Annotated in this window: 18 protein-coding genes and 2 pseudogenes; 4 read left to right on the top strand and 16 right to left on the bottom strand. The window is 61.3% G+C overall.

Going from position 1 to position 20,153, the window contains the following annotated elements; genetic code table 11:
- Positions 1–112: 112 nt before the first annotated feature.
- Both NKJ08_RS25650 and NKJ08_RS25645 read left to right on the top strand, forming a co-directional pair.
- Positions 113–250 (top strand): hypothetical protein, encoded by a 138-nt coding sequence (locus NKJ08_RS25650; protein ID WP_352783978.1) that lies wholly within the window; start codon positions 113–115, stop codon positions 248–250.
- A gap of 190 nt (positions 251–440) precedes the next feature.
- Positions 441–875, top strand: a complete 435-nt coding sequence (locus NKJ08_RS25645; RefSeq protein WP_352783976.1) for a hypothetical protein — start codon at positions 441–443, stop codon at positions 873–875.
- A gap of 734 nt (positions 876–1,609) precedes the next feature.
- Here NKJ08_RS25645 and NKJ08_RS25640 read toward each other — a convergent pair.
- Together NKJ08_RS25640 and NKJ08_RS25635 are read right to left on the bottom strand one after the other, a co-directional pair.
- A complete protein-coding gene (locus NKJ08_RS25640; protein WP_502906354.1) occupies positions 1,610–1,867 on the bottom strand; it encodes an FMN-binding negative transcriptional regulator in 258 nt (85 codons plus the stop codon).
- A gap of 89 nt (positions 1,868–1,956) precedes the next feature.
- A pseudogene (locus tag NKJ08_RS25635) lies at positions 1,957–2,843 on the bottom strand (class I tRNA ligase family protein); the annotation flags it as partial.
- A 472-nt stretch (positions 2,844–3,315) separates the two neighbouring features.
- On the opposite strand from NKJ08_RS25635, the gene NKJ08_RS25630 reads away from it, so the two are divergent.
- Together NKJ08_RS25630 and NKJ08_RS25625 are read left to right on the top strand one after the other, a co-directional pair.
- Complete coding sequence (locus NKJ08_RS25630) at positions 3,316–4,962, top strand: MFS transporter (protein ID WP_352783974.1); 1,647 nt, start codon at positions 3,316–3,318, stop codon at positions 4,960–4,962.
- Positions 4,963–5,483: 521 nt separating this feature from the next.
- Positions 5,484–5,732 (top strand): annotated as a pseudogene (locus NKJ08_RS25625) (hypothetical protein); the annotation flags it as partial.
- A gap of 10 nt (positions 5,733–5,742) precedes the next feature.
- Here the strand turns inward: NKJ08_RS25625 and nolL are convergent.
- The 14 genes from nolL to NKJ08_RS25555 all read right to left on the bottom strand — a co-directional run bounded on the left by nolL (position 5,743) and on the right by NKJ08_RS25555 (position 20,153).
- The gene (gene nolL, locus NKJ08_RS25620; RefSeq protein WP_352783972.1) at positions 5,743–6,816 is read right to left on the bottom strand and encodes a nodulation factor fucose acetyltransferase NolL; all 1,074 of its coding nucleotides are present in this window, start codon (positions 6,814–6,816) and stop codon (positions 5,743–5,745) included.
- A gap of 1,566 nt (positions 6,817–8,382) precedes the next feature.
- Entirely contained in the window at positions 8,383–8,769 is a 387-nt protein-coding gene (locus tag NKJ08_RS25615; RefSeq protein WP_352748061.1) for a hypothetical protein, read from the bottom strand.
- Between the two features lie 99 nt (positions 8,770–8,868).
- On the bottom strand, positions 8,869–9,417 hold the full coding sequence (locus NKJ08_RS25610) for a ubiquitination-like system serine protease family protein (RefSeq protein ID WP_352783970.1): 549 nt from the start codon (positions 9,415–9,417) through the stop codon (positions 8,869–8,871).
- Positions 9,418–9,434: 17 nt separating this feature from the next.
- Complete coding sequence (locus NKJ08_RS25605; protein ID WP_352783968.1) at positions 9,435–10,937, bottom strand: phosphotransferase; 1,503 nt, start codon at positions 10,935–10,937, stop codon at positions 9,435–9,437.
- The gene (locus NKJ08_RS25600; protein ID WP_352783966.1) at positions 10,927–12,282 is read right to left on the bottom strand and encodes a ThiF family adenylyltransferase; all 1,356 of its coding nucleotides are present in this window, start codon (positions 12,280–12,282) and stop codon (positions 10,927–10,929) included. Before NKJ08_RS25600 ends, NKJ08_RS25605 begins: the two co-directional genes overlap by 11 nt.
- Positions 12,279–12,656 carry an E2/UBC family protein gene (locus NKJ08_RS25595; RefSeq protein ID WP_023800976.1) on the bottom strand — a complete coding sequence of 126 codons (378 nt, stop codon included), beginning with the start codon at positions 12,654–12,656 and terminating at the stop codon, positions 12,279–12,281. The genes NKJ08_RS25600 and NKJ08_RS25595 overlap by 4 nt, the downstream gene beginning before the upstream one ends.
- Positions 12,656–12,892 carry a multiubiquitin domain-containing protein gene (locus tag NKJ08_RS25590; protein WP_023724123.1) on the bottom strand — a complete coding sequence of 79 codons (237 nt, stop codon included), beginning with the start codon at positions 12,890–12,892 and terminating at the stop codon, positions 12,656–12,658. The genes NKJ08_RS25595 and NKJ08_RS25590 overlap by 1 nt, the downstream gene beginning before the upstream one ends.
- A gap of 378 nt (positions 12,893–13,270) precedes the next feature.
- On the bottom strand, positions 13,271–15,241 hold the full coding sequence (gene rlxS, locus NKJ08_RS25585) for a relaxase/mobilization nuclease RlxS (RefSeq protein WP_352783964.1): 1,971 nt from the start codon (positions 15,239–15,241) through the stop codon (positions 13,271–13,273).
- Positions 15,242–15,425: 184 nt separating this feature from the next.
- Positions 15,426–16,112 carry a lytic transglycosylase domain-containing protein gene (locus NKJ08_RS25580; RefSeq protein WP_352783962.1) on the bottom strand — a complete coding sequence of 229 codons (687 nt, stop codon included), beginning with the start codon at positions 16,110–16,112 and terminating at the stop codon, positions 15,426–15,428.
- Positions 16,100–16,648 (bottom strand): signal peptidase I, encoded by a 549-nt coding sequence (lepB, locus tag NKJ08_RS25575; protein ID WP_352783960.1) that lies wholly within the window; start codon positions 16,646–16,648, stop codon positions 16,100–16,102. The genes NKJ08_RS25580 and lepB overlap by 13 nt, the downstream gene beginning before the upstream one ends.
- Positions 16,645–16,914, bottom strand: coding sequence for a helix-turn-helix transcriptional regulator (locus NKJ08_RS25570; RefSeq protein ID WP_352593330.1), 270 nt, complete (start codon positions 16,912–16,914; stop codon positions 16,645–16,647). The genes lepB and NKJ08_RS25570 overlap by 4 nt, the downstream gene beginning before the upstream one ends.
- Positions 16,915–17,065: 151 nt before the next feature.
- Positions 17,066–17,389 carry a DUF736 domain-containing protein gene (locus NKJ08_RS25565; RefSeq protein ID WP_023672372.1) on the bottom strand — a complete coding sequence of 108 codons (324 nt, stop codon included), beginning with the start codon at positions 17,387–17,389 and terminating at the stop codon, positions 17,066–17,068.
- Positions 17,390–17,934: 545 nt separating this feature from the next.
- Positions 17,935–19,656: a ParB/RepB/Spo0J family partition protein gene (locus NKJ08_RS25560; protein ID WP_352783958.1), complete on the bottom strand. Its 1,722-nt coding sequence runs from the start codon at positions 19,654–19,656 to the stop codon at positions 17,935–17,937.
- Between the two features lie 77 nt (positions 19,657–19,733).
- Positions 19,734–20,153, bottom strand: a complete 420-nt coding sequence (locus tag NKJ08_RS25555; protein WP_352783956.1) for a DUF2958 domain-containing protein — start codon at positions 20,151–20,153, stop codon at positions 19,734–19,736.

Here is a 20,153-nt window from a genome sequence, read left to right as displayed (position 1 = left end):
CGCACAACTCGCCGGCGACCACCGCTATGCCGGACAAGGCGGCGGTAGCGGCTTGGGCAAGGACGCGCTGTAGCGCGGCGTCGCCGGCGCCGACATCGGCGGCGGCCGCGCGGTGGTGGTACGGGCGATCGACGCCGAGGCAGAGCGCTACTGGCAGAGCTGGGGCTTCATTCCCGTGCGGGACAATCCGTCGGTGCTCATGCGCTCGATCCAGGACGTGAGCCTCTGGCTGGCCGACAAAGGCCACTAGCTCCGCGCGCGTAGCGCCTCCGGAAGCGGCAGGTCTGCGCGCCGGCCTGCCGCCGACCGGGCTCTAGTTGCGGCGTCCCGCCGCTCCCCGAGCCGGCTTCGCCGTCTCGGCGTTCGGGTGACCCCTCACGCAGGGCCAGAGGGAGACGGCGGTCAGAGCGAGGGAGCCCTGGAGAGAAGGGAAAGTCATGATGTCGATGATATTCATAGGGGGTTCACGCGAGACATTTGAGCTGCCGGAACCTGCCATCGCTCGGATCCGCCCAATCGTTGTTGCCGTGCACGGCGTGCTGATTGGCGACGCGTCTGGAGCCGATGCCGAGGCGCAGGGCCTGCTCGCGGGCTACGGCTACAAACATGTCGGGGTCTTCCATGCGGCCAAGGAACCCCGCAATGATCTGGGCGACTGGGCTGCCTACCGGGTCCCGTCTCCTGAAGGCGCTAGAGGATACTGGATCTACGCCGCCAAAGACCGGGAGATGGCGCGCGCCGATTTTGGGATGATAGTCTGGGACGGCGCATCACCCGGCACGGCCGTCAACGTGCTTCGGCTCGCCATGGCAAACAAGCCGAGGTCATCTACGATCTGGCCAGGGGCAGCATGGCGACTACGCACCGTGTCGTAGACTGGTGCGCCATTGCTCCGCGATGCCGGTCCAGACATTCGGCGCGCCAAGCCGAAGCCCGCATGACGCCAGGCGAGCGCCTGGCGTTGCCGGGATGATGTACGCGCGGTCCCGGCGGGTCCAACGCGATAGGCTTGATCCGGCCCCGCGCCCCCAACTCCACTTGTATGAACGGCCGGGGCCGGCCCTTTTCGAAACCGGCTCACCGCCGCGTGGCGTTGTGCAGGATGATTGTCTTGACCCGTCTCGCATCTGAAGCGGGTGCAAGCCTGCCACACATGCCGCTGCTTGATCATCCAACCTGGCTGCGAGGCATCGCTACCGTGGGGCGTGGCGTTCGCTGCCAGTCGGCTCCGATCTCCAAACCGCTGTGCCGCCATACCGAACACGCAAGGCGGTTTAACCGCCAGGCTGCTGTTCAAGGTATTAACGACGCAGGCGGCATGACCGGAGAGGCTGGCGGGGTAAGCAGCTTCCATCGATCCGGCGGCATTGCGGATGTGGCTGGCGATGGCGGCCTGAGTTCTTGTCCATCTGCCGCATAGCGGGTGGTCAGATGCTGGTCGCGTTTCCGGCGAGCCGAAGCATTTGTCTCTCAAGGTCACCCGTTGGAAATCCAGCACCAGCGGCTTGTCGGGACAAGATAGTTGCTATTGGGATTTGGCCGCCGCAGCCGCGAGCATCGCTTCTCCCATCCCATTGACGCCTCGGGCATTCAGCATTTCACCAGCGTTCTAAATGTCGCGCACCTCTTTGTTCTGGCTGAGTTTTGATTTACCAACCAGGCTGGTGATCTCGATTTCCAGGGCGACGATCGCCTTCACCATCGTGTCAATGAAGTCCTTCGGCGCGTCGCCCATCTTCCACGGGGCAGGCTGCGAGGCTTCATGCATGTGAGTGAGCTTCGCCACGTTACGGCGCACATAGCGCTCATCATCCCGGACAGTGATGCGTCCGTGGGCTTGGACGACGAGATAGTTCCACGTCGGCACCTGGTTATGGAATTCATGCTTGCTTGGATACCAGTTCGGCGAGATGTAAGCGTCAGACCGTCGAGCTCGTCCCGGACCGCGTGGCGCTACGGCGTCACCTCCAGCCCGGCGAGAAAGTCGTCATTGTCCGTGAGGGTGACCGCCGCCTCTATGGTGAGAATATTGATCGCCGGCAACTTATGGCGCCTGCCGACCTCGAAGTCGTTGAAGTCGTGCGCCGGCGTGATCTTGACCGCGCCGCTGCCTTTCTCCGGATCAGAATACTCGTCCGCCACCACCGCGATCCTGCGGCCGACGATCGGCAGAGGATGAGGTTCTTGCCGACAAGATGCCTGAAACGCTCGTCGTCCGGATGCACCGCCGACCGCCATATCGCCCAGCATCGTCTCCGGGCGGGTCGTCGCCACGGTGATGAAGGTTTTAGGATTTTCCGGATCCAAAACCTCGCCCTCGACGGGGTAGCGGAAATGCCAGAGATTACCGTTGACCTCCTGCTGTTCGACCTCAAGGTCGGAAATCGCAGTCAAGAGCTTCCGTCCCAGTTCACAACGCGCTTGTCCTTGTAGATCAGGCCTTCCTTGTAGAGGGTGACAAACACTTCGAGCACCGCCCTGGACAGGCCCTCGTCCATGGTGAAACGCTCCCGGCTCCAGTCGGCGGAGGCGCCCAGCCGCTTCAACTGGTTGAGGATCGCGCCGCCGGTCTCGATGAGCTCATCGCGCGTCAGGTCGCGGCGGTGGATCTGCTTCTCCATCAGCTGGCGCTCGACCACCATCTGTGTGGCGATCCCGGCATGATCCATGCCCGGCTGCCAAAAGACATTCTTGCCGCGCATGCGCTCGAAGCGCACCAGAATGTCCTGCAGCGTGTTGTTGAGCGCATGGCCCATATGCAGCGAGCCGGTGACGTTCGGTGGCGGGATGACGATGGTGAAGGCTTCCGCGCCCTCCTCGGCGCCTGCGCCGGCACGAAACGCTTTTACAAGCGTATTATGTTTTTTTGCGCATAGACCAACGAGTTGAACGGCGGCCCCATGAATCGCCGATGTGTAGGTCGGGCAAAGGCGCCCACCAGCTCGTACTTGTCAAGACGATGCCACCCTTGATCTTGCACCCGCCTCCGATACCAGCGATGCACTGCGTCGTATGCTCATGCCTGTCAGGATGGGATGGGCGCTGCTAGCACCGTGGCAGTTTGACAACCCGGCCATCGGGGCGGTAGCACCGTCCAAGGCCAAGAGTCGCAGGGCAGACCGCACCCCATCGGGCTGCGCGACCCAGACCAGCTGACGCCCAACTGGCACACTCATCGCGCATCAGCACCGTGGATGCGACATCTACTTTGTTGCGAGCGCGATGTCGGAACTTGGTTGTGACGCAGCTGTGCGTAAGCGCACCGCTGTCAGCAAGTAAGTGAGTGAAAGAACTACGTGGTGGAGGTGAGAAGTCATGCGGCGTCAAGATTCCCCGCCCTTTGCGGCAAACACACTGATCCCTCTTCAGAATCCGGTCTTTCGTTCGATCTGGACAGCCACGCAGATATCCAGCCTTGGCTGGCTGGTGCAGAGCGTGGCTATAAGCTGGCTTATGGCAACGATTTCAGCCTCCGATCTGATGGTTGCGCTCGTGCAGGCTGCATCGACACTGCCCGCCTTCTTCTTGTCGATCCTTGCTGGAGCGATTGCAGACAGCTTCAGCCGCCGCGGCGTGATGCTTGCCGGACAGTGCCTGATCGCACTGGCATCCACGGCGCTGGCTCTCTCTGTTGGACTGGGCTTTGTCAGTCCATGGCTGATCTTGGGACTGTGTTTCTTGGCGGGATGCGGCTTTGCCTTGAATGATCCAGCCTGGCACGCCTCGGTCGGCGACATCCTGGAAAAGCGCGACATACCCGCTGCAGTGACGCTGATGTCGGTGGGGTACAACGTGGTTCGGAGCATAGGACCGGCGCTGGGCGGTGTAATTTTGGCTTTGCTGGGCCCCCTTACGGCTTTCGCCTTCGCTGCGCTGACCGACCTGGTCCCGTTGAGCGCTGTGCTGCGCTCCAAGTGGCAAGTTCGCTCTTCGCCTCTTCCGCGCGAGCGGATGACGACGTCCATTCATGATGGCATGCGCTTCACGGCAATCTCCTCTGAGATCAGAGTGGCGATCGTGCGCGCAACCCTGTTCGGGCTGTCAAGCATCTCGATCCTTGCTCTGCTCCCCCTCGTGGTTCGCGACCAACTGGCGGGCGGGCCAATTGTTTACGGCGTCCTGTTAGCCGGCTTCGGCACAGGCGCCTTCATCGCGGGCATTGGCAATAGCTACTTGCGACGCATCACGTCCCAAAATCGATTGATCACGCTCGCGTCCGTTGCTTGCGCAACGTGTTGCCTTTTACTGGCTCTCACATCATCGGTGGCCGTAGCAGCGATCGCGCTTGCAATCGCTGGCGCAGGCTGGGTTGTCACCTGGACCGGAACCGACGTGTGTGTGCAGTTGGCAAGCCCAAGGTGGGTCGTTGGTCGCACCCTGTCGATCTATTACGCCCTGACCTACGGCGGCATGGCAGCGGGCAGCTGGATCTGGGGTGCTGTCGCGCAGTACTATTCCCTGACGTGGGCTTTGGAAGGTGCTGCAGCGGCGCTGTTGCTGGTTGCAGCTGTGGGAAAGCTATTGCCGGTACGGCTATGGGAGGAATCGGATCAAGGGGCCTTCGACTTCAGGCCACCAGAACTGGCCCTCGATTTGAAGCCCAGGAGCGGCCCGATCGTGATCAAGGTGGAGTACTCGATACCCGAGGAGAATATCGAGGAATTTCTGAGCTGCATGCGCGAAAGGCGGCGCGTTCAGAGCCGTGCCGGTGCGCGGGACTGGACCCTCCAGCGCGATCTTCAGAACTCGACTCTTTGGACCGAGACATTCCGCACGCCGACATGGACGGACTATCTTCGTCTAAACCATCGGCTAACGGTGACTGACAGGGAGGTAGGCGAGCGCCTTGCCGCTCTGCAGGTCGGTGATTCTCCTCCTCGTCTCTCACTTTCGATCGAGCGGTCGACAAGCCCCGCCCCCGGCAGCCAAGTCCAGCCCGTGCCCTTTGTATCGCGCCCGTAAGGAAACCAGTAACTTTTCTGGGTTGGGACACGGGAATGGCCGAGACCTACTCCATCTTTCATCGGGACTGCCCGGATTGCCATACGTTGCGGCCGGTTAGGCGAGCATGAGGATTTGTGTGGCAGGTACGTCCACCACGGGCCCATGTCCAGCCCCACCTCTGACATCAGATCGGCTTGGGCACGGGTTCAGGTCGCCTGTCCCCCTGCATCGTGGCGAGCAGCGGGGAGCAAGGGGGCGGAGGGGTCGTAGGAGCACCAGCATAGCGCCGCCGTCAGGCGCGATGCGGACCGACAGCCTCGAGAAGGGCGCTGATTGATCGATCGAAACTGAATCGGCTCATTTTATCAGCTGAAATATTGCATGAATTTTTCACGATGCTTCAGCGCGCGCTTGGATTTTCTGCATTTAGCTGCAGCGAAGGTCCCGGTGATGCGGTGGAAGCACACCCGGGGTATCTTGGACTTATTTGATGCGGCCATCCAGGACTGCTGCATTGCCACAGCAGTGGTCACAACCTGCTAGGCGGGCTTCTGGAGATGAACGCGACGATCGGTCAGAAGCGCTTCTATTGGCTGCGGTCGGCGCCAGACGGTCGCGGAGCTTCAAATCTGATCGGGCTCCCGAGCAAATTGCCGTCCTACGAGCATTCGGGACCGATCCCGGCCTACAGGCACGCCTTACTTCGGGCGGCGGATCAAGTGATCCGCGAGGGGAATGCCACGCCGGCATGGCTCGCCAATGACTTCGATGCCAACTGTCGGCAGTCACATCATAAATTTAAGCATAGCTCCGCGACACATATCCAAGCTCGCGCACAATCCTGCGAATTGTCATCGCTGTGACAACAATCGCCGCACCAAGCAAAGTGGCGACCCCAATTCTGCTCGTGAGATCCCAAAGTTCTCCGAACCGTATTAGATCCATGAAGCGAAACACGGCACCCTGAAGCAGGTAAAGCAGCAGTGTGCTCTGACCAAGCTCCACCGCGACAAAGTGAGCTACGCGAGTTGAATAGCCAACTCTCCAGCATAGGAATATAAGCTGCATCGCCACTGCAGAACTTGCTACCGAGCCATCGAACATCAGCAACACTTGTTTGGCCGACTGTGCATCGTAGATCAAAACGAGATTGTTGTAGACGTACGTCTCCTTTCCCCAAACAAGAAAGCACATGAACGCAGCCATCGAAAGTAACACCACAAAAATAGCCTTATGGCGCCTGATGCTAGCTGCCTGCCATCCGATTGGCTGCGCAAACAAGAACCCCAAACAAAAGAACGGGTATGTGTATCGTACCAACGGGGTTATTGACCACGGGACGGGCGCGAATGCGATCCCAATTGCAGATGCGCCTATGAGCCACACCGACGAGCCATTGAAAGTCGTGAGCAACTTAATAAGGACGAAGGACGCGAAAGCTGCCCAGATGAACCAGTATGTGCCAATGAACTCCCTAAGGAAATCCAACATTCCGCCGCTTAAACTGGTCGTTGAAGACATCAAGGCGGCCTTCGAAAGCCAAATCAAAGCACACCAAAAAAACATGGGCAACACAAGCTGCCTTGCTCGATCAATGACACCTTGAGGGAACGATTTGCGCAGAATCGCTCCCGAAGAAAGATATCCACTTATTGCCATAAACAGAGGCATGTGAAACATGTATATCGACTTAAAATAGGGGGAAAGCCAAAAGTCGTCAGTACCTCGATAAATAACATATTGTAACAAATGCCCAATTATCACCAAGATAATTAGTACGCCTTTGGCGAAATTGAAGCCTAGATCTCTGACCTTTGTCCCGTCTTGGCGCGAGTCGCGCCCCTTCGAACCGACTGTTATGTGATGATCCATCAGACCTCCAGCCGATAGCTTGTTATTGATCCCGCTTGGTTCTGGAGTGGTTCACGCATGGCATCTTTGGATTCCCATTCTGGATTCTCGCACCTCAATGCAGCCGGTATGGAGAGGATGCAGGGCCGCAGCACGACAGAAGCGGACCAGGCCTGTTCTGGGCTAGAAGGCCGGAAAATTGTCATTGAACTTCGTCCCATCACCTCAACCGCGGCCGTGCCGCCGGCTGGAATGTAGATCAACCGGAACTCAGGACTGGCACCGGCCAACTTCGATTGGTTTCGAATGGTCATGCGGCGCCGGTCGGTCCATAAGCCTCCCTCAAGAAAAGCGAGAGGCAGCTCGCTCGGTAGGCCTGTTCCTCGGGCTGACTTTTCCTATCTGCTATTCTCGGTAATCGGTAAAATCGATTGTGTTTATGGAACGCATTCGCACGATGGATACATGGGCATCAGGCGCCTGCGGCTGCCACAAAGACATGCTTCGGCCGGTCACCGTCCCTTTCGCGACTCTTGCAGTGTATGGATGAGGCGGCAATTCCCGCGGTGCAGCACTTTTCGAGACAAAGTCGCTGGGGTTCGACCTGCGCGGCGACTGGGTGGAGATCCGCCGGACTTAAAAGTGTCATCCGTCCGAGGCGCAACATCTCACGACGTGCTGCGCAGCTTGGAGGATCCGCACTGGCCGATCTTGCGGCGTTCGATCACCTCCGGACAGCTTAAGCGGCCTGCGCAATTTCGTTGTAAACTGCCGGCTCCAGGCGCGCAGGACAGCCGGCCGAATCGCGCATCTTCGCCATTCGGGCCGTCGTTCTTCTTACTCCAAGTGACATCGTAGTCAGGCCCGGCCGGTCACGGAGTGAGTGTTCTCCCTTCGAGCAGCCACGTCGGCGCCGCCCAGAATCTTCGATGAGCGCGTCAGGACAACATCGATCTGGCCAAATTCTTCCTAGGAGATCGTCTCACATCATCATGGCCTCGGCCTCAACCGGGCCGGTGCCCTCCGCCTTTGCGGTTTTTTGTCCCGACGCTCGGGTCGCGCCGCCCGGCCCGGTCAAGGCCAAAAAATCGTCGCGGCTGAGCGCCCACTCCGGCTTCTGCCAAATATTCGTCGGCGGGTTCGCAGCACCGCGGGCGCGCGGGTGAGCTCGTGGGTGGAGTGCGGATGGAAGTAGGCGATGCACATCGTCACCAGCACCTCAGATTGTGTGAGGTCCACGGTTCGCTCGCCGACGGGGGCGTGTACGGCGTCGGTATACGCAGGGCGGGTCCGTCGCCTTGCCTCAGTCTCGGGGCAATGGCAAGCCCCGGTCCGCGCGGCGCCGAGTTGGGCGGAAAGATCGACGGCGCGCAACGCAGGGCTCCTACGCAACGAGCAGGTTTTCCCCCGGTCTGACCCGGCCTCGACTCCAGATGCCGCAATGACCGTCGCGGCCCGGCGCGATTGATCGGGTCTCATGCCCAAAGCTGCCTCGGTGCCCAGTAGCGGCACCGCATGGCCCCAACCCAGGCGCTGCGCCAGTAAAGCGTCGGCGAGCCAGCATCCGACGGTGCGTTCGAAGCGATCTCATTCGGCGGCCATGATCGCGCCGGTCACCATGCCGCAGCGGAAAGCTGCCGAAGCTCGTCTGGCCAGGTCGCTGACCGCCTCGTCGTCGCGGGCGACGACCGAAATCTTCCCCACCGCAGCGAGGTTGAGCTCGGCCGCCCGTTCACGGATTCCAGACGAGATGTTGTCTCGCGCGATGACAAGATTCTTCTGTGAGACGTGCAGTACCTTCTTCCACGCCGTGACCGCCATTACGAAACGCTCGGGCGGCTCCTTGTCGACAGATGTTCCAGGATACCCTCTTACTGCACAACGCCCGGGACTTGCTTGCACATGGTGGCGATCAAGCGCCGCCGCGAGCTGATCTACCTCCAGCGGTCCTGAAGATAACTTGCAGACGATCACAGGTTCAGCCTTGGCAAGCTGACGATCGAGGGTCCGCCACGCTGCTGAGATGATCCAATAAGTCCGACTCTCACTCTAGGCCGCCGGTCGCGCGGCTGATTACCAATGCCTGTTCCTGGCCCGTGAGGTTTGGACGCTATCACTCGCCAGGCGGAAGCTGGACCGCTCGGCGCCGGTTCCTTCGACAGCGATCCCCGAGTTGACCAATGACCGGCATGCGTCGAGAACCGACCAAGGCACTTCATCCACCGCTGCTGCAATATCAACGAAGCTCGCCAGCTCGTCAGTGAGTCGACCTTCGACAGCACGTTCGAGTGATGAATTGCGCCGCAGGATCCAGGCATCGTTGGTCCATTGGATGACGTTGTCCCAGACGATGAAGTGTGCCCCGCATCCAGTGTCTCGCCACACAGAAGGGAAAAGGGTCAACCCGCCCTCGCGTTGATAAAGGCGCCAGGCCGGCCCGGCACGACGGTCGAGGTTAACCGTCAGTATGTCTCCGCATCCATCGGGGCATCTCATGACAAGGGACCGCGGAGCTCCGCGCTCCACAAGTGAAACGTCTCCCGGGTTATCCACCTGCTCGATGGCTTCGGACTGACGTTCAACCGTGCCCTTGAACTGTACCGCGTGCGTTTTCTTGAGCACCCAACCGAACTCCCGACCTACCAGAGCGAAGGATTTGTCACGCGATCCAGAAGGTCCACCGCGCACTTGTAAGCAATGGCCGCATCCGAGCTTTTGCCTTTGGCATAATAGAGCAGCCCGACGCAGATCGCGATTGTATACTCGCGCCTCAGATCGAACGAATGGGACTGACCTTCTTCGAGGATGGTCGTACGCAACGCCACGATCGCGTTGAGCCGATACTGGGCCTTTTTGCCTTGCAGGAGATGTTTAAGCGACATGGCGAAGAGATCTCCGGAGTAAAAATCGTCGAGCACTTGTTCGGGCAGCGGTTGATCAGCCTGCAACTCCGCGTCGAACGCAAGCCCGATTTCCAAGCGGGCGACGTCGTGGGACAAAGGACGTCGAGCTGCCCGCGTGAAGTCGATCAGAACCGCTTCCGCATCGCCGCCGCAGACGAACACGTTGCGCAAATTGAGGTCGTCGTGAGCTCGACACACCGGATGCTGCTCAGCCTGCAGTCCAGCGAGACGAACAAAAAAGCTTCGTGGCGAAGCGCCAGCGTAACTGTCCTTGGTCAATTTGTCGTAGGTGCGCTCAAGGCCTTTTAGATATGCATCATGCCGTGCCGCAGGTAGAAACTCCTGCAGAAGGTCTAGTCTCTTTCTTTCGGGGTCTTTTCGCCAACGACCCAACACAGTTCGATAGATCGCCTGGATGACCTCTTTCACATCGCGGTTGATCACAACCTTGTCCAGGCGGATGGCATTCTCGACGAAGCGGGAGACCGCAAGCTGGTGCTCAGATCCCACAACGCAACGATCCAGGCACAAAGGGGCGCATCCGCGATATGGCACGCGGTCAGCGACCACGTCCCTGTACGTGTTAATGTGTTCTTCCATCACCGCCGCGGGGCCTGACTTGACGATGAAAGGTGTGTGCTGCTCCAGGCCTTCCGTCTCGACCTTCCAGACGGACGAAGAAGATTTGCCACCATTCTCCTCGGAAATAAGGATGCCCGAGTAGTCGTGAAACGCGCGACGGAACAGAAGCTCCAGTTCGGGTAGCAGAGGCGTCGGCAGCTCATTCCCATTTTTGTCGCGGATCGCCAGGCTGCTGTTCAGGGAAGGGCCGCACCGGCATCGTGCGCAGGTCTCGGCAATGTTATCCCAGTCAGAGTCTGGAAGCACTGCGAGCTGCCGCAGCACGACACCGGTATGCTCTTGCCACTGCGCCAACACGCCTGCGCCTGAACGCGCCACCGCCTGTCCAATCGCTTCCTCGCCCCGTTTCGTAACGACAATGACGAGTATGCCGCGCTGTGCGGACGAAGCAGCGAGGCGTCGAAGACGCTTGACCAAATCCAATCGGCCCTCGTCCGACGGCAGGGCACCGGCGAGCACGATCAACGCCCGGGCGCCTCCGTCATCAAGATCAGAAAGCGACACGAGCGGCTTCACGGCAAGTCGCCGGGCGGAGAAAGGCGTCGGGTTCACGGAACCTCCGTCAACCAAAACGGTCGTGCGCTCTTCAGCTTTCATGTTGGCGCCAAATCATGGGCCAACTGTCTCCTTTGGCCAAGGCATTGTCCTGAGCACATACAACGCAGGTCGGATCTGACCTTGAACTGACAGGCCGCACCGATCCTTCAATGGGCCGCCCAACAAGATGCCGCGCCTCCCCAGGGAACCCGGTCACTGCCGAAAGGAACATCGAGACGGCCATGGAAGAGGTTGCTGCGTTAAGGGAGATCACGGCCGGCTGCGGCTCGAAATGGCCGACGAAATACGGATCGGAGCGTGAATCGGCGAGAAGATCGCGTCTCACTGAGGCGGGATCGAGAAGGGAATGGCAGTTAAGGCAGGCCAGCGACTCGGCAAGCATTTGGACCCTAGTCGACATCGCGGCGACGACACCCTCCCGGGCGTCGATGCGCACTCCAACGTCGATCGTTGGCAAACGATATTGATAGGCGATCTGATTGAGGACGGCGCGGCTGCCGTGCGAATCCGTGCAACACATGACAAAATCGCCGTCGAGCAACGTCCTGGCCACGGGCTCGTCAATAACGGATTCCGGTAAGGTCATAACCTCGATGTCGCGTTTCGCGCGTTGCGACGCTTCGGAGGCCACTGCGACCTTTGGTCGGTCAACGTCCTTCTGCTCGGCCCCCATCAATCGGTTGAGGTTGGTTCGCTCGACCTGTTCAGGATCAATCAAGTGCAGCCGACCAACGCCCAGCCGGGCGAGTTCCTCAACGACCACTGAACCGGTGCCGCCTACGCCGACGACCGCCACGGTGAGATCGTTGAGAATTCGCTGCCCTGCGGCGCCGAATGCTCGCACATTGCGGTCGAACACTTCCGGCAATGGGACCGGATCTTCCGCGTCAGTCTCAGTTGGATAAGATCGAACACTGCGCCCGATTTCCTGTATCCGATCGATGGTGAATGTGGTCTCGCCTTTGATATCGAAGAGGCGGCCACGAAATCCCGTCGGCCCGGCGATCAAGAATCCATGCGGCCCTTGCGGGCACCGAAAATGCAGCACCGGAGCCAAGAGTTGCTGCGCTGCGTCGTCGACTGATGAGAACGCCAGTCTGCGTTGCACAGGATGCGAATGCGCAAGAATTACGCCCGCTCGCTTCAGACGCGCGCGTTTGAGCACGCGCGACAGGAACATGGGAGTCAATGAGACTTCTATCGGGCTGCGGGCGATATAGTCGTCCGGAGCCGGGCGAATGATCTCTCTAACGATCAACCTCATCCCGCCTTCGAAATGACCACCGCCAACGATCAACGCAGCAGCAGATTCAAGGGGGGCAGGCGCGATAAGGTCATCGCGAAGAGCCGTCCATTCTCCACCTCGGAACATCAGACGGTTCATCGCGCCTCGCCCAGCCGCCGCCGGATCACATTCAAATAGGTAAGCAGATTGTCGCTGTTGGGCTTCCAGGTAGACGGATGCCAGGAAAACCACAGCCACTCCGAGGGAACTCCCGGGGTGGCCTGTTGCCCTGTGTTTTGTGGGGTTCCACCGTGTTCGAGGGCGAGCGCCGGCTCGGCCCAGAAGCAATCGGGCGCAGCTTGCGGATAGCCCGCAGGCACCACAAACTTTATGCCAACCTCGGCGCGGTTCCAGCCCTTTGGAAGTTGCACAGCCGGCATGCTGACCACTGCCGTACCTCCGGACTGGAGCTCAAGGGTCGCGTTAGGGTGCTTTTTGCTGATATCCTGGAAGTGACGTTCGAGGATCGACATTAGCCAAACGTCGCCGGAGGAACAGTGTAGAAGTGCATTCCGTTCTTGAGCGTAACGGCCTCATTGTCCCCAATCTGCCGATCGGCATCATGGCCGTGCCCCTCGAGGAACAACTGATATTGCTGGTCCTTGCCGGCGAGCTGCTTCAGCTCCGCACCGGTCATGCTTTCGCTTGTCGCTTCGATATGGACCCCATCAATATTGATGGAAAATTTCGGATGATCTTCTTTGGCCATTGTTCCCTCTGCAAAATGAACCCGAAAAAGAGCAGCCTCGGCATTCAAAGAGAATCAGAGCCGCTGCCTCGCTTTTATCGTGAAAGGAGTGATCGCAGAAGGCGGAATCAAGTTCCCCCACCGCCGACGAGCACCCCGCATTGACACCTCCTATGTAGGAACAGCCTCACATTTTTTCACCCCCATTTCGTTGATAATGATGCTGCCACGGCATTCAAATCCGGTCCGGCATTTCGCACGCCTGCGAGGCTTCCTTGCGCCCGGTCCTCTCGAGTTCAACAAGGAACCGCGATCGTATCACACGCGATGGGCGATCGTGCGTCTGCGGGCGGTCGCCTTAGTTATGTTTGAACAGCGTATTTGGTGCCGCTGCGGCCTTCACGAAATGCTTGGTCCGCTTCTCTGCCGGCCGATGGTCCATGAAATCCCCTCCGCACGCACCACGCCGGAAACCTCCTTGCCGATATGATGCTCAAGCACCGGCCGCCATAGCACCAGCGTGAACTCGCGCGATTTCTCGATGACAGCGTATTTTCCGCCGGCGAGCTCGACGGAGCGGCGGAGCGTGCCGTCTATTCGATCTCCACTCTGGGCTTCAGAATAGGACAGACCGAGTTCGTTCGACAACTGGCCGGCCACGCGGTTCAACTCGCGTTGGCGCAGCATCGAAAGCATGTTCGCGCGATAGATGACCCGATCCTGCGCTTCATGCGCGAGACCTTGCGCGATCAGCCACTGCTGTCGACGGGCCTGGACCTGACGTACTTCGCGACCGAAGCCAGAGTCACGCAAGGGCTCAGGATGAGCTGATACGAGCTCCTGGTCGATCCAGGTGGCGCCGTCGAAGCTGACTTGGCTCTCCAGCAGCATTGACGAGAGCTTGTCGACGACAACAGGCTCGGCCCTCGCTCGCTGACGCTCGTAGCCCGCTACGCGGTCGAGATGGTCCGGCGCGATAGTCCATGTACCGTCCGGCTCGCGCTCGACACGACCGGTCGCCCGGCGGATCGCCTCCAGTCGCCGCACGTGCGTTTCGGCAAAGCGTTCGGTGGCCGACGGGTCATGCTTGAGATGGATATCGATGCTGTAGCGCCCGTCATGGGCTGTGGCGATCTCGGCAATTGTGCGGTCGACTCGCCTTGGCCCGGTGTCGCTCGGCGTGACCCGCACTATGCAGCCCTCTGGCGTCGGTTGGGTGGCCTCGCCTTTGCCGATATCAACATAGTGGCTTTTGCCGTCCACGCCGTCGACGACGAGGTAATGGCGGTCAGTGATTTCGTCGGCCAGGCCGCGCGCAATGATGCGGCCGACGACAGGCTGCATCTGCTCTGCAGATCGATCATGGACAACATAGTCGGCGGCACTGCGGGCGAGCCCCTTGCCGGTCAGTTCGCGGTGCATGGTCTTGATGATGTCGCCCCGCTCGCCGATGCGGCGCAGTGTCGCTTCAAGCTCGCCATCAAGGCGCCAGCGGCCCGAGCCGACTTCCTCAGCCAGACCCATCCGCTCGAGCTTACGCAGGCGCCCCTGGTGCAGCGTCTGGCGAAACGTGTCTCGGCTGGCCGGTGAGACATGCCCGTCATCGTCGCGCAGGCGGAGCAGCTGCCGATCGATGCTGGTGAAGCGTTCCCGCTCCATTTCCTGGCGCAGGCGTTGCTCGATCTCGCGGTCCGTTCTCGGGCCAAGGTCGAGGCTGACCAGCTCGGCCGCCCGTTCACGGATTCCAGACGAGATGTAGTCTCGCGCGATGACAAGATTTTCGCCGCGGTCGTCCCTGCCGCGGACGATAATATGGGTATGCGGATGACCAGTGTTGAAATGATCGACGGCCACCCAGTCGAGCCTGGTGCCGAGGTCTTCTTCCATCTGCGCCATGAGACGCCGCGTGAGCGGCTTCAGGTCATCATACTCGATGCCGTCTTCAGGGGCGACGATGAAGCGGAACTGATGCCGGTCGCCATCGGCACGATCGATAAAGGCCTTGCCATCGACGCGGTCGCTGTCGGCGCTATAGAGCTCGCCATGCTCCCCTTCCCGGGTGACGCCGTCGCGCTGGAGGTAGCGAAGGTGTGCACGTGCCCCGTCAACACCCTTGCCGGCCAGCTTGACGATACGCGCCTTGACGACGGCGCGCCGCTGCCGAAACGCCGCGTGGCGGTCGCGCGCTCTGAGAACGGCGGCAGCAGCCCCGCCGCGCCCCGCCCGGCTTCCGATGAAGCGGCCACGGCGACCGCTGCCGCCGCCGGCTCGGTTGATCGCGGCGCGGATCTGGCCGGCGAAACGCTTGCCTGCCTTCGAGCCGCGCCATCCGATTTTGCCCAGGCTCGGCTTGAACTCTTCATCCTGCATTGAGCCCCCTTGTAATATTGAGCAAAATCAAAGCCTTGTCAGCAGAAGCTCTCCTGACGCTGAAGGCAGCCTCCATGAAAAACGATGTGCAGACAAAGACTTCGCCGCCTCCAGGAGGCGATGCCTTTATCTTGCCTTCCCGGACCTGCCTCCCTGCCCCGCCCGACCCACGGTACCCCTGCCCTCACCTGCGATCCGGCCGGCCTGACCTTGCTCGCTCCGATCCGAGCGGCACCACAATTTGGCCATTCGGATCGGTCGCGGAAACACCGTTTCGCAGGAAAAACAGCGACTGCCCGGACGGGATTTCCGGCGCTTTTCCGGAACGGGATTTACCGGTGAACGCGTCCATGTCGGCGGCCGAGATCCCCGCCGCCTTGAGCTGTTCCAAATACGAAACCGTCTCGCTGGGCAGCGGTCGCCCACGCTGCAAATGCTGTTCGTAGCGGTCCGGCCCAGCGTTATAGGCGGCAAACAGGCCGGGAAAGCCGAAGCGGTCATACATGGCGCGCAGATAGGCAGTGCCTGCCAGAATGTTGTCGCGAGGGTCGTGCGGACTGGCTCCCAGGCCAAGCTCTGCGCGAATCTCCTCGTAGGTGCCGGGCATCACCTGCATGAGGCCAATGGCGCCGGCGTGTGAGGCGATCGGCCGTCCGTCCAGCATTGTCTGCCCCCGGCTTTCGGCATCCATGACGGCATAAATCCAGGGCTGTGGAATGCTGAAACGCCGGCTTGCTTCGGCTACCAAGGGCTGCCATCTTGCCAGCTGCGGACCACGGGAGATGGCGGCCGGCTGAGCGTCGGTCGCGGCGGAACAGGCGCATGGCGCTATCGCGACCATGCCCAGCATCAGGAGGGTTACTCGGTCCATAGCGGCACGAGCCTCCCGGCAATATTTTCGGCCGGCACCGGCCCGAAATAGCGGCTGTCGAAGGAGCGGTTTCTATCGTTGCCGAGCAGGAAAAACTCGTCGGCGGCGAGGCTGCGGCAGGCATTCCACCAAGGCAGCGGACGGTGCTGCGTGTCAGTTGCCAGCCGGCGCGCGACAATCTCGCCGCCGATGATGATGGCGTCGCCGAAGGCGCAGACATGCTCGCCAGGCAGCGCGGCAAGGCGCTTGACCAGCGGCACATTGCTGGGCAGATAGAAGCGTTCGGCGGCGAGAGCGGCGACCGGTTTTGGCGGGCGGACGAGCACCAGATCGCCACGAGCCGGCGATCCGGACGCGACGCGATAGAGGCCGACCGGCGCACTGGCCGAGGCGTTCCACACCAGCCAGGGCGATGGGTTGTCGAAAGCGGCGAAGCCGATCAGGCCGAGGCCTATTGTGGCCACGGCGATCGTCTTGCGCGCCCGAATGCGCCGCAGATGGCTGCCGATCAGACGGATGGTGGGACGCCGGCTCATGAGCGGCCTCCCTCACCGGCCGAGCCGGAATCGTGCCCGCCATCCTCGGGCCTGGTCGCCTGCGCGCGTCCCTTCGACCAGTCGTCGAGCTCGTCGATGTGATAGCGGACATAGCGGCCGTGCTTACGGAATTGCGGGCCACCGCCCTTGAGCCGCATCTTCTCCAGCGTGCGCTGGGACAGCCCGATATAGAAGGCGGCCTGCGCGGTGTTGAGAAACGGACTGCCCTTCTTCGCGCGGGCCGCGCGTTCGTTTTCGTCGTCCATGATGGTCCTCGTTTCGTTACGGACAAGCGAAGGCGAGGATCGGCGAGCGAGATCGTTTTGGGGACGGGCGAAGAGTGGGGGGCGAGTTTTCGCCGCCCCTTCTTGAGAAGAGCCCCGCGCCGGTGGCGGCGCGAGGCTCGAGGCAGGCGGTTCAGTCGACGGGGTTCCAGATGATGGCGTATGTGTCGTCGTCATCCTGGCCGGCGGCGCGGCCGAGATTGGCGTAGAGCTTGCGCGGACCGAACTCCGGGGCGGCAATCGACAGGCTCACATAGTCCTTGCCGGAGGTCTCGCCGGTGCGGATCCAGCCGGCCCCTACTTCGACCCCTTGCGTCAGCACCCGGAAGTCGGGATGGGTGTCGGCGCTCTTTGCCTGATTGGGCACGATGTCGATGTCGGCGCGGACGCTGAGCGTCTTGAGCTGGCCCTTGTAGCCGCCGTTTTCCTGTTTGGTGACGTATCCGATCGCGGTCATTTTCAGTCTCCTTTTGGTGCTCGCCGGGGACCATTCCCCTGCGATGGCGGGCCGTGATGGGCGCGTCCGGACCGCCGGAACCGGGACGGCCGCAGCGATAGCGGAGGACCCGAGCGGACAGCTTTTTTGAAGCGAAGCGGCGCGAGGAAGCCGCCGCAGGCGGCGGGGAAAAAAGCTGCTGGCGAGGGTTTCGGGCGGGCCGGATCCGCCCATAGGTCGTCAAGCCAGCCGCAGGGGAATGGTCCCTGAGACGCATGGAGACAGGTGGCGCGATCCGATGACACAAACGAGCAGGCGGCATTACAGGGCGCTGGCTGCGGGGGCTCTGTCGCCAACCGGATCGGTAATTGGCCCATGCGCGGAGCGCCTCGGCAAGCAACCCGGCGCGGTGCAGGGCTGCCGAAATGGGGGCGAGTTGGCGTCGGGATTTCTCGCGCAAGGCACTGGCTCGACAAGACGACCAATCGGCAGCCGGCGCGGCCCGGAGCGGCGCGCGCGATCTGAGCGGCGGCACTCGAGAGAACCGCCGCTTGAGGCTGATCGGTTCATTCGCGCACGAACAGCGGCTGCACTTGTGCCCACTGATCGGCGGTGCGGAAGCCGCCGCGGCTGGTGTAGCTTTCGGCGGGGAATTTCATCCAGCGCGGCAGCCAGGTCTCGACCCTGAGGCGGCCATTCTCGCCCGCCAGGAAGTCGCGGGTGATCTTCTTTTGCGTCTTGACCTTCTCGGCGACATTGCCGTCCGCGACCAGCTTGCCGCCGACCTCGGCCAGCATCGAATTGGCGATTTCCTTGTCGCGCAAGAGGTCGAAGAAGGCATCGTCCGGTTGCCACCATGTGCCCATGTCGACGTTCAGATGGTTGCCGAGCGCCTCGATGACGGTGCTGCCGGCTGCAAGCGTCTCGGCCATGACAAGGGTGAGAACGCGCATGACATCGTCGTCGCACAGCGCCAAGAGGCGCGCGAACACGCCGGCGATAGCAAAGGCGTCGCCATTGCCGCCGGCGACCACGCCATCCTCATCCGGTGATCCGAGCAGGGCCAACACTTCGCGCCGCTTTTTGCCGAATGCAGCTTCAGCCTTGCAGCCGGCAAGGCTGGCAGTCACCGTCTCGTTGACTGCGCGCTGTGGCTCACGGCGCACCTGCCACAGGCCGGAACCGGTGATGGCGTGCGCCACCACGAGGCGCAGCGCCACGGCGGGATGGTCGAGCATGGCCGCGCGCACGGCGGCATGGCGATGCAGATCGACATAGTTCTGCATCGGGCCGGTGAGTTCAGGGCGCGGCGGCTTGGCGGCTGTTTCTTCTTGCTCACCGCCCTCGCGGGCGCGGCGGGCTTCCTTGTGTGACAGCCAGCCTTCGTGACACTCGACCTCGCCGCGATACGTGACCGCGATGAAGACCTTGCCACCGTTCTTCTTCGGGGTCTTCTCGTAGTCCCATGGGTGGAAATACTGGCCCGGCTCCAGCAGCACCACCTCACTCCAGCCGTCGTTGAGATAGGTGTCGCGTCTGGCGGCAATCGCTTCGTTCTGCTTTTGCCAGAACAGGTCGGCATCGGCGAAATAGCTGTCCTCGCCGAACAGGTCCGAGGTGATCAGGCCGGGATATTCGTCGATGGCAAACAGCGCCACCTTGGTGGAAATCGACTGGCCGCCGAACAGCCATTGCTTCAATTGAAAGCCACGCGGCGCGTGTTGATCGGGATCGGCACAGAGTGCCAGCCAGTCCTTCTGCTGCGCCTTGGACGCCATGGTGAGATGGCGCACCGTCTCGGCGTCGATCTCCTCGCGGCGATAGGCTTCGCGGATTTTGGGCAAGAGGTCGCCAAGCGCCAGAATGCGCTTGACCTTGAGGTCAGTGATGCCGAAGGTCGCAGCGATGTCGAGAACGGTGCGGCCTTGCCTGACGAGCCGCGAAAACGTCTCCCATTGCGATACTTCGTCAGGATCGAGGCGGGCAAGGTTTTCGATCAGCGAGGCTTCCAGCGCATCGGCGTCATCACCGTCCTCCATGATGGCGCAGGGCAAGGGATCGCCTTCGCCGCGCTCGTCGGCAAGCGATTTGGCGGCGAAATAGCGCCGCCTGCCGGCGACGATCTCGAAGGTTTCCGGCTGGCCGTTGGGCCGCACAACGAGAGGCACCAGCACGCCGCGCGCACGTACGGATGGCAGGATGTCGGATATGTCGGGCGCGCGTCTTCCATGGCGCATGTTGAGCGCAGAAATATTGAGCTGATCCAAGGGGATGTGGGCAAGCTGCATGGCTACTCTCCTTCGCTTTGGTGAGGTTGTCCCCGCCGCAGAGGCCGACGGCCGGCGCGGCGGGACGGTTTTTGCGCCTATCGGCGCTGCTGTTCCGCCGTGTCGGGCGGAAGCTCGGAATGGGACTTTGAAAGGGCGTCTGCTGCCTGCCGCAGAAGTCGCTCGGCCTCGGTGATGTGGCCGCAAATGCGGGCGGCTTCGGCATAGACGGAGAGCGGAAAGCGCGCCTGGAAATGCAGGTCGCGCTCTATGCCGAGGCCAAGCGGACCTTTTACGGATGCAAGCTCGGCCAGACTGACGCTGCCGAGTTCGGGGAAGCCGAAGCCGAGATCGCAAAGGCCGAACAGCGTGTCGCCATCGGCGTCGAGTTCGCTCAAAAGCCACGTCGCGGCACCTGTGGGATTAAACAGTTTCACAACGGGAAAATGGTCGGTGTCGGCGTCGGCGGCGCCATTGGCGAGCAGTCGTGCGCGCATTGGATCGGTGATCAGGATCAT

Origin of the sequence: Mesorhizobium sp. M0244, from assembly GCF_040321795.1 — a bacterium.
In the GTDB taxonomy this organism is placed as follows: Bacteria; Pseudomonadota; Alphaproteobacteria; order Rhizobiales; family Rhizobiaceae; genus Mesorhizobium.
Note: the sequence above shows the minus strand (reverse complement) of the source record. Positions and strands in the feature narration are given on the sequence as shown.

Coding starts and splice junctions, on each gene's coding strand:
- NKJ08_RS25630 (WP_352783974.1), top strand. CDS start 3,316: ATGCGGCGTCAAGATTCCCCGCCCTTTGCGGCAAACACACTGATCCCT.
- NKJ08_RS25595 (WP_023800976.1), bottom strand. CDS start 12,656: ATGTCGATCCTCGAACGTCACTTCCAGGATATCAGCAAAAAGCACCCT.
- NKJ08_RS25565 (WP_023672372.1), bottom strand. CDS start 17,389: ATGACCGCGATCGGATACGTCACCAAACAGGAAAACGGCGGCTACAAG.
- NKJ08_RS25560 (WP_352783958.1), bottom strand. CDS start 19,656: ATGCAGCTTGCCCACATCCCCTTGGATCAGCTCAATATTTCTGCGCTC.
- rlxS (WP_352783964.1), bottom strand. CDS start 15,241: ATGCAGGATGAAGAGTTCAAGCCGAGCCTGGGCAAAATCGGATGGCGC.
- NKJ08_RS25600 (WP_352783966.1), bottom strand. CDS start 12,282: ATGAACCGTCTGATGTTCCGAGGTGGAGAATGGACGGCTCTTCGCGAT.
- NKJ08_RS25590 (WP_023724123.1), bottom strand. CDS start 12,892: ATGGCCAAAGAAGATCATCCGAAATTTTCCATCAATATTGATGGGGTC.
- lepB (WP_352783960.1), bottom strand. CDS start 16,648: ATGAGCCGGCGTCCCACCATCCGTCTGATCGGCAGCCATCTGCGGCGC.
- NKJ08_RS25645 (WP_352783976.1), top strand. CDS start 441: ATGTCGATGATATTCATAGGGGGTTCACGCGAGACATTTGAGCTGCCG.
- NKJ08_RS25580 (WP_352783962.1), bottom strand. CDS start 16,112: ATGGACCGAGTAACCCTCCTGATGCTGGGCATGGTCGCGATAGCGCCA.
- NKJ08_RS25555 (WP_352783956.1), bottom strand. CDS start 20,153: ATGATCCTGATCACCGATCCAATGCGCGCACGACTGCTCGCCAATGGC.
- NKJ08_RS25605 (WP_352783968.1), bottom strand. CDS start 10,937: ATGAAAGCTGAAGAGCGCACGACCGTTTTGGTTGACGGAGGTTCCGTG.
- nolL (WP_352783972.1), bottom strand. CDS start 6,816: ATGGATCATCACATAACAGTCGGTTCGAAGGGGCGCGACTCGCGCCAA.
- NKJ08_RS25570 (WP_352593330.1), bottom strand. CDS start 16,914: ATGGACGACGAAAACGAACGCGCGGCCCGCGCGAAGAAGGGCAGTCCG.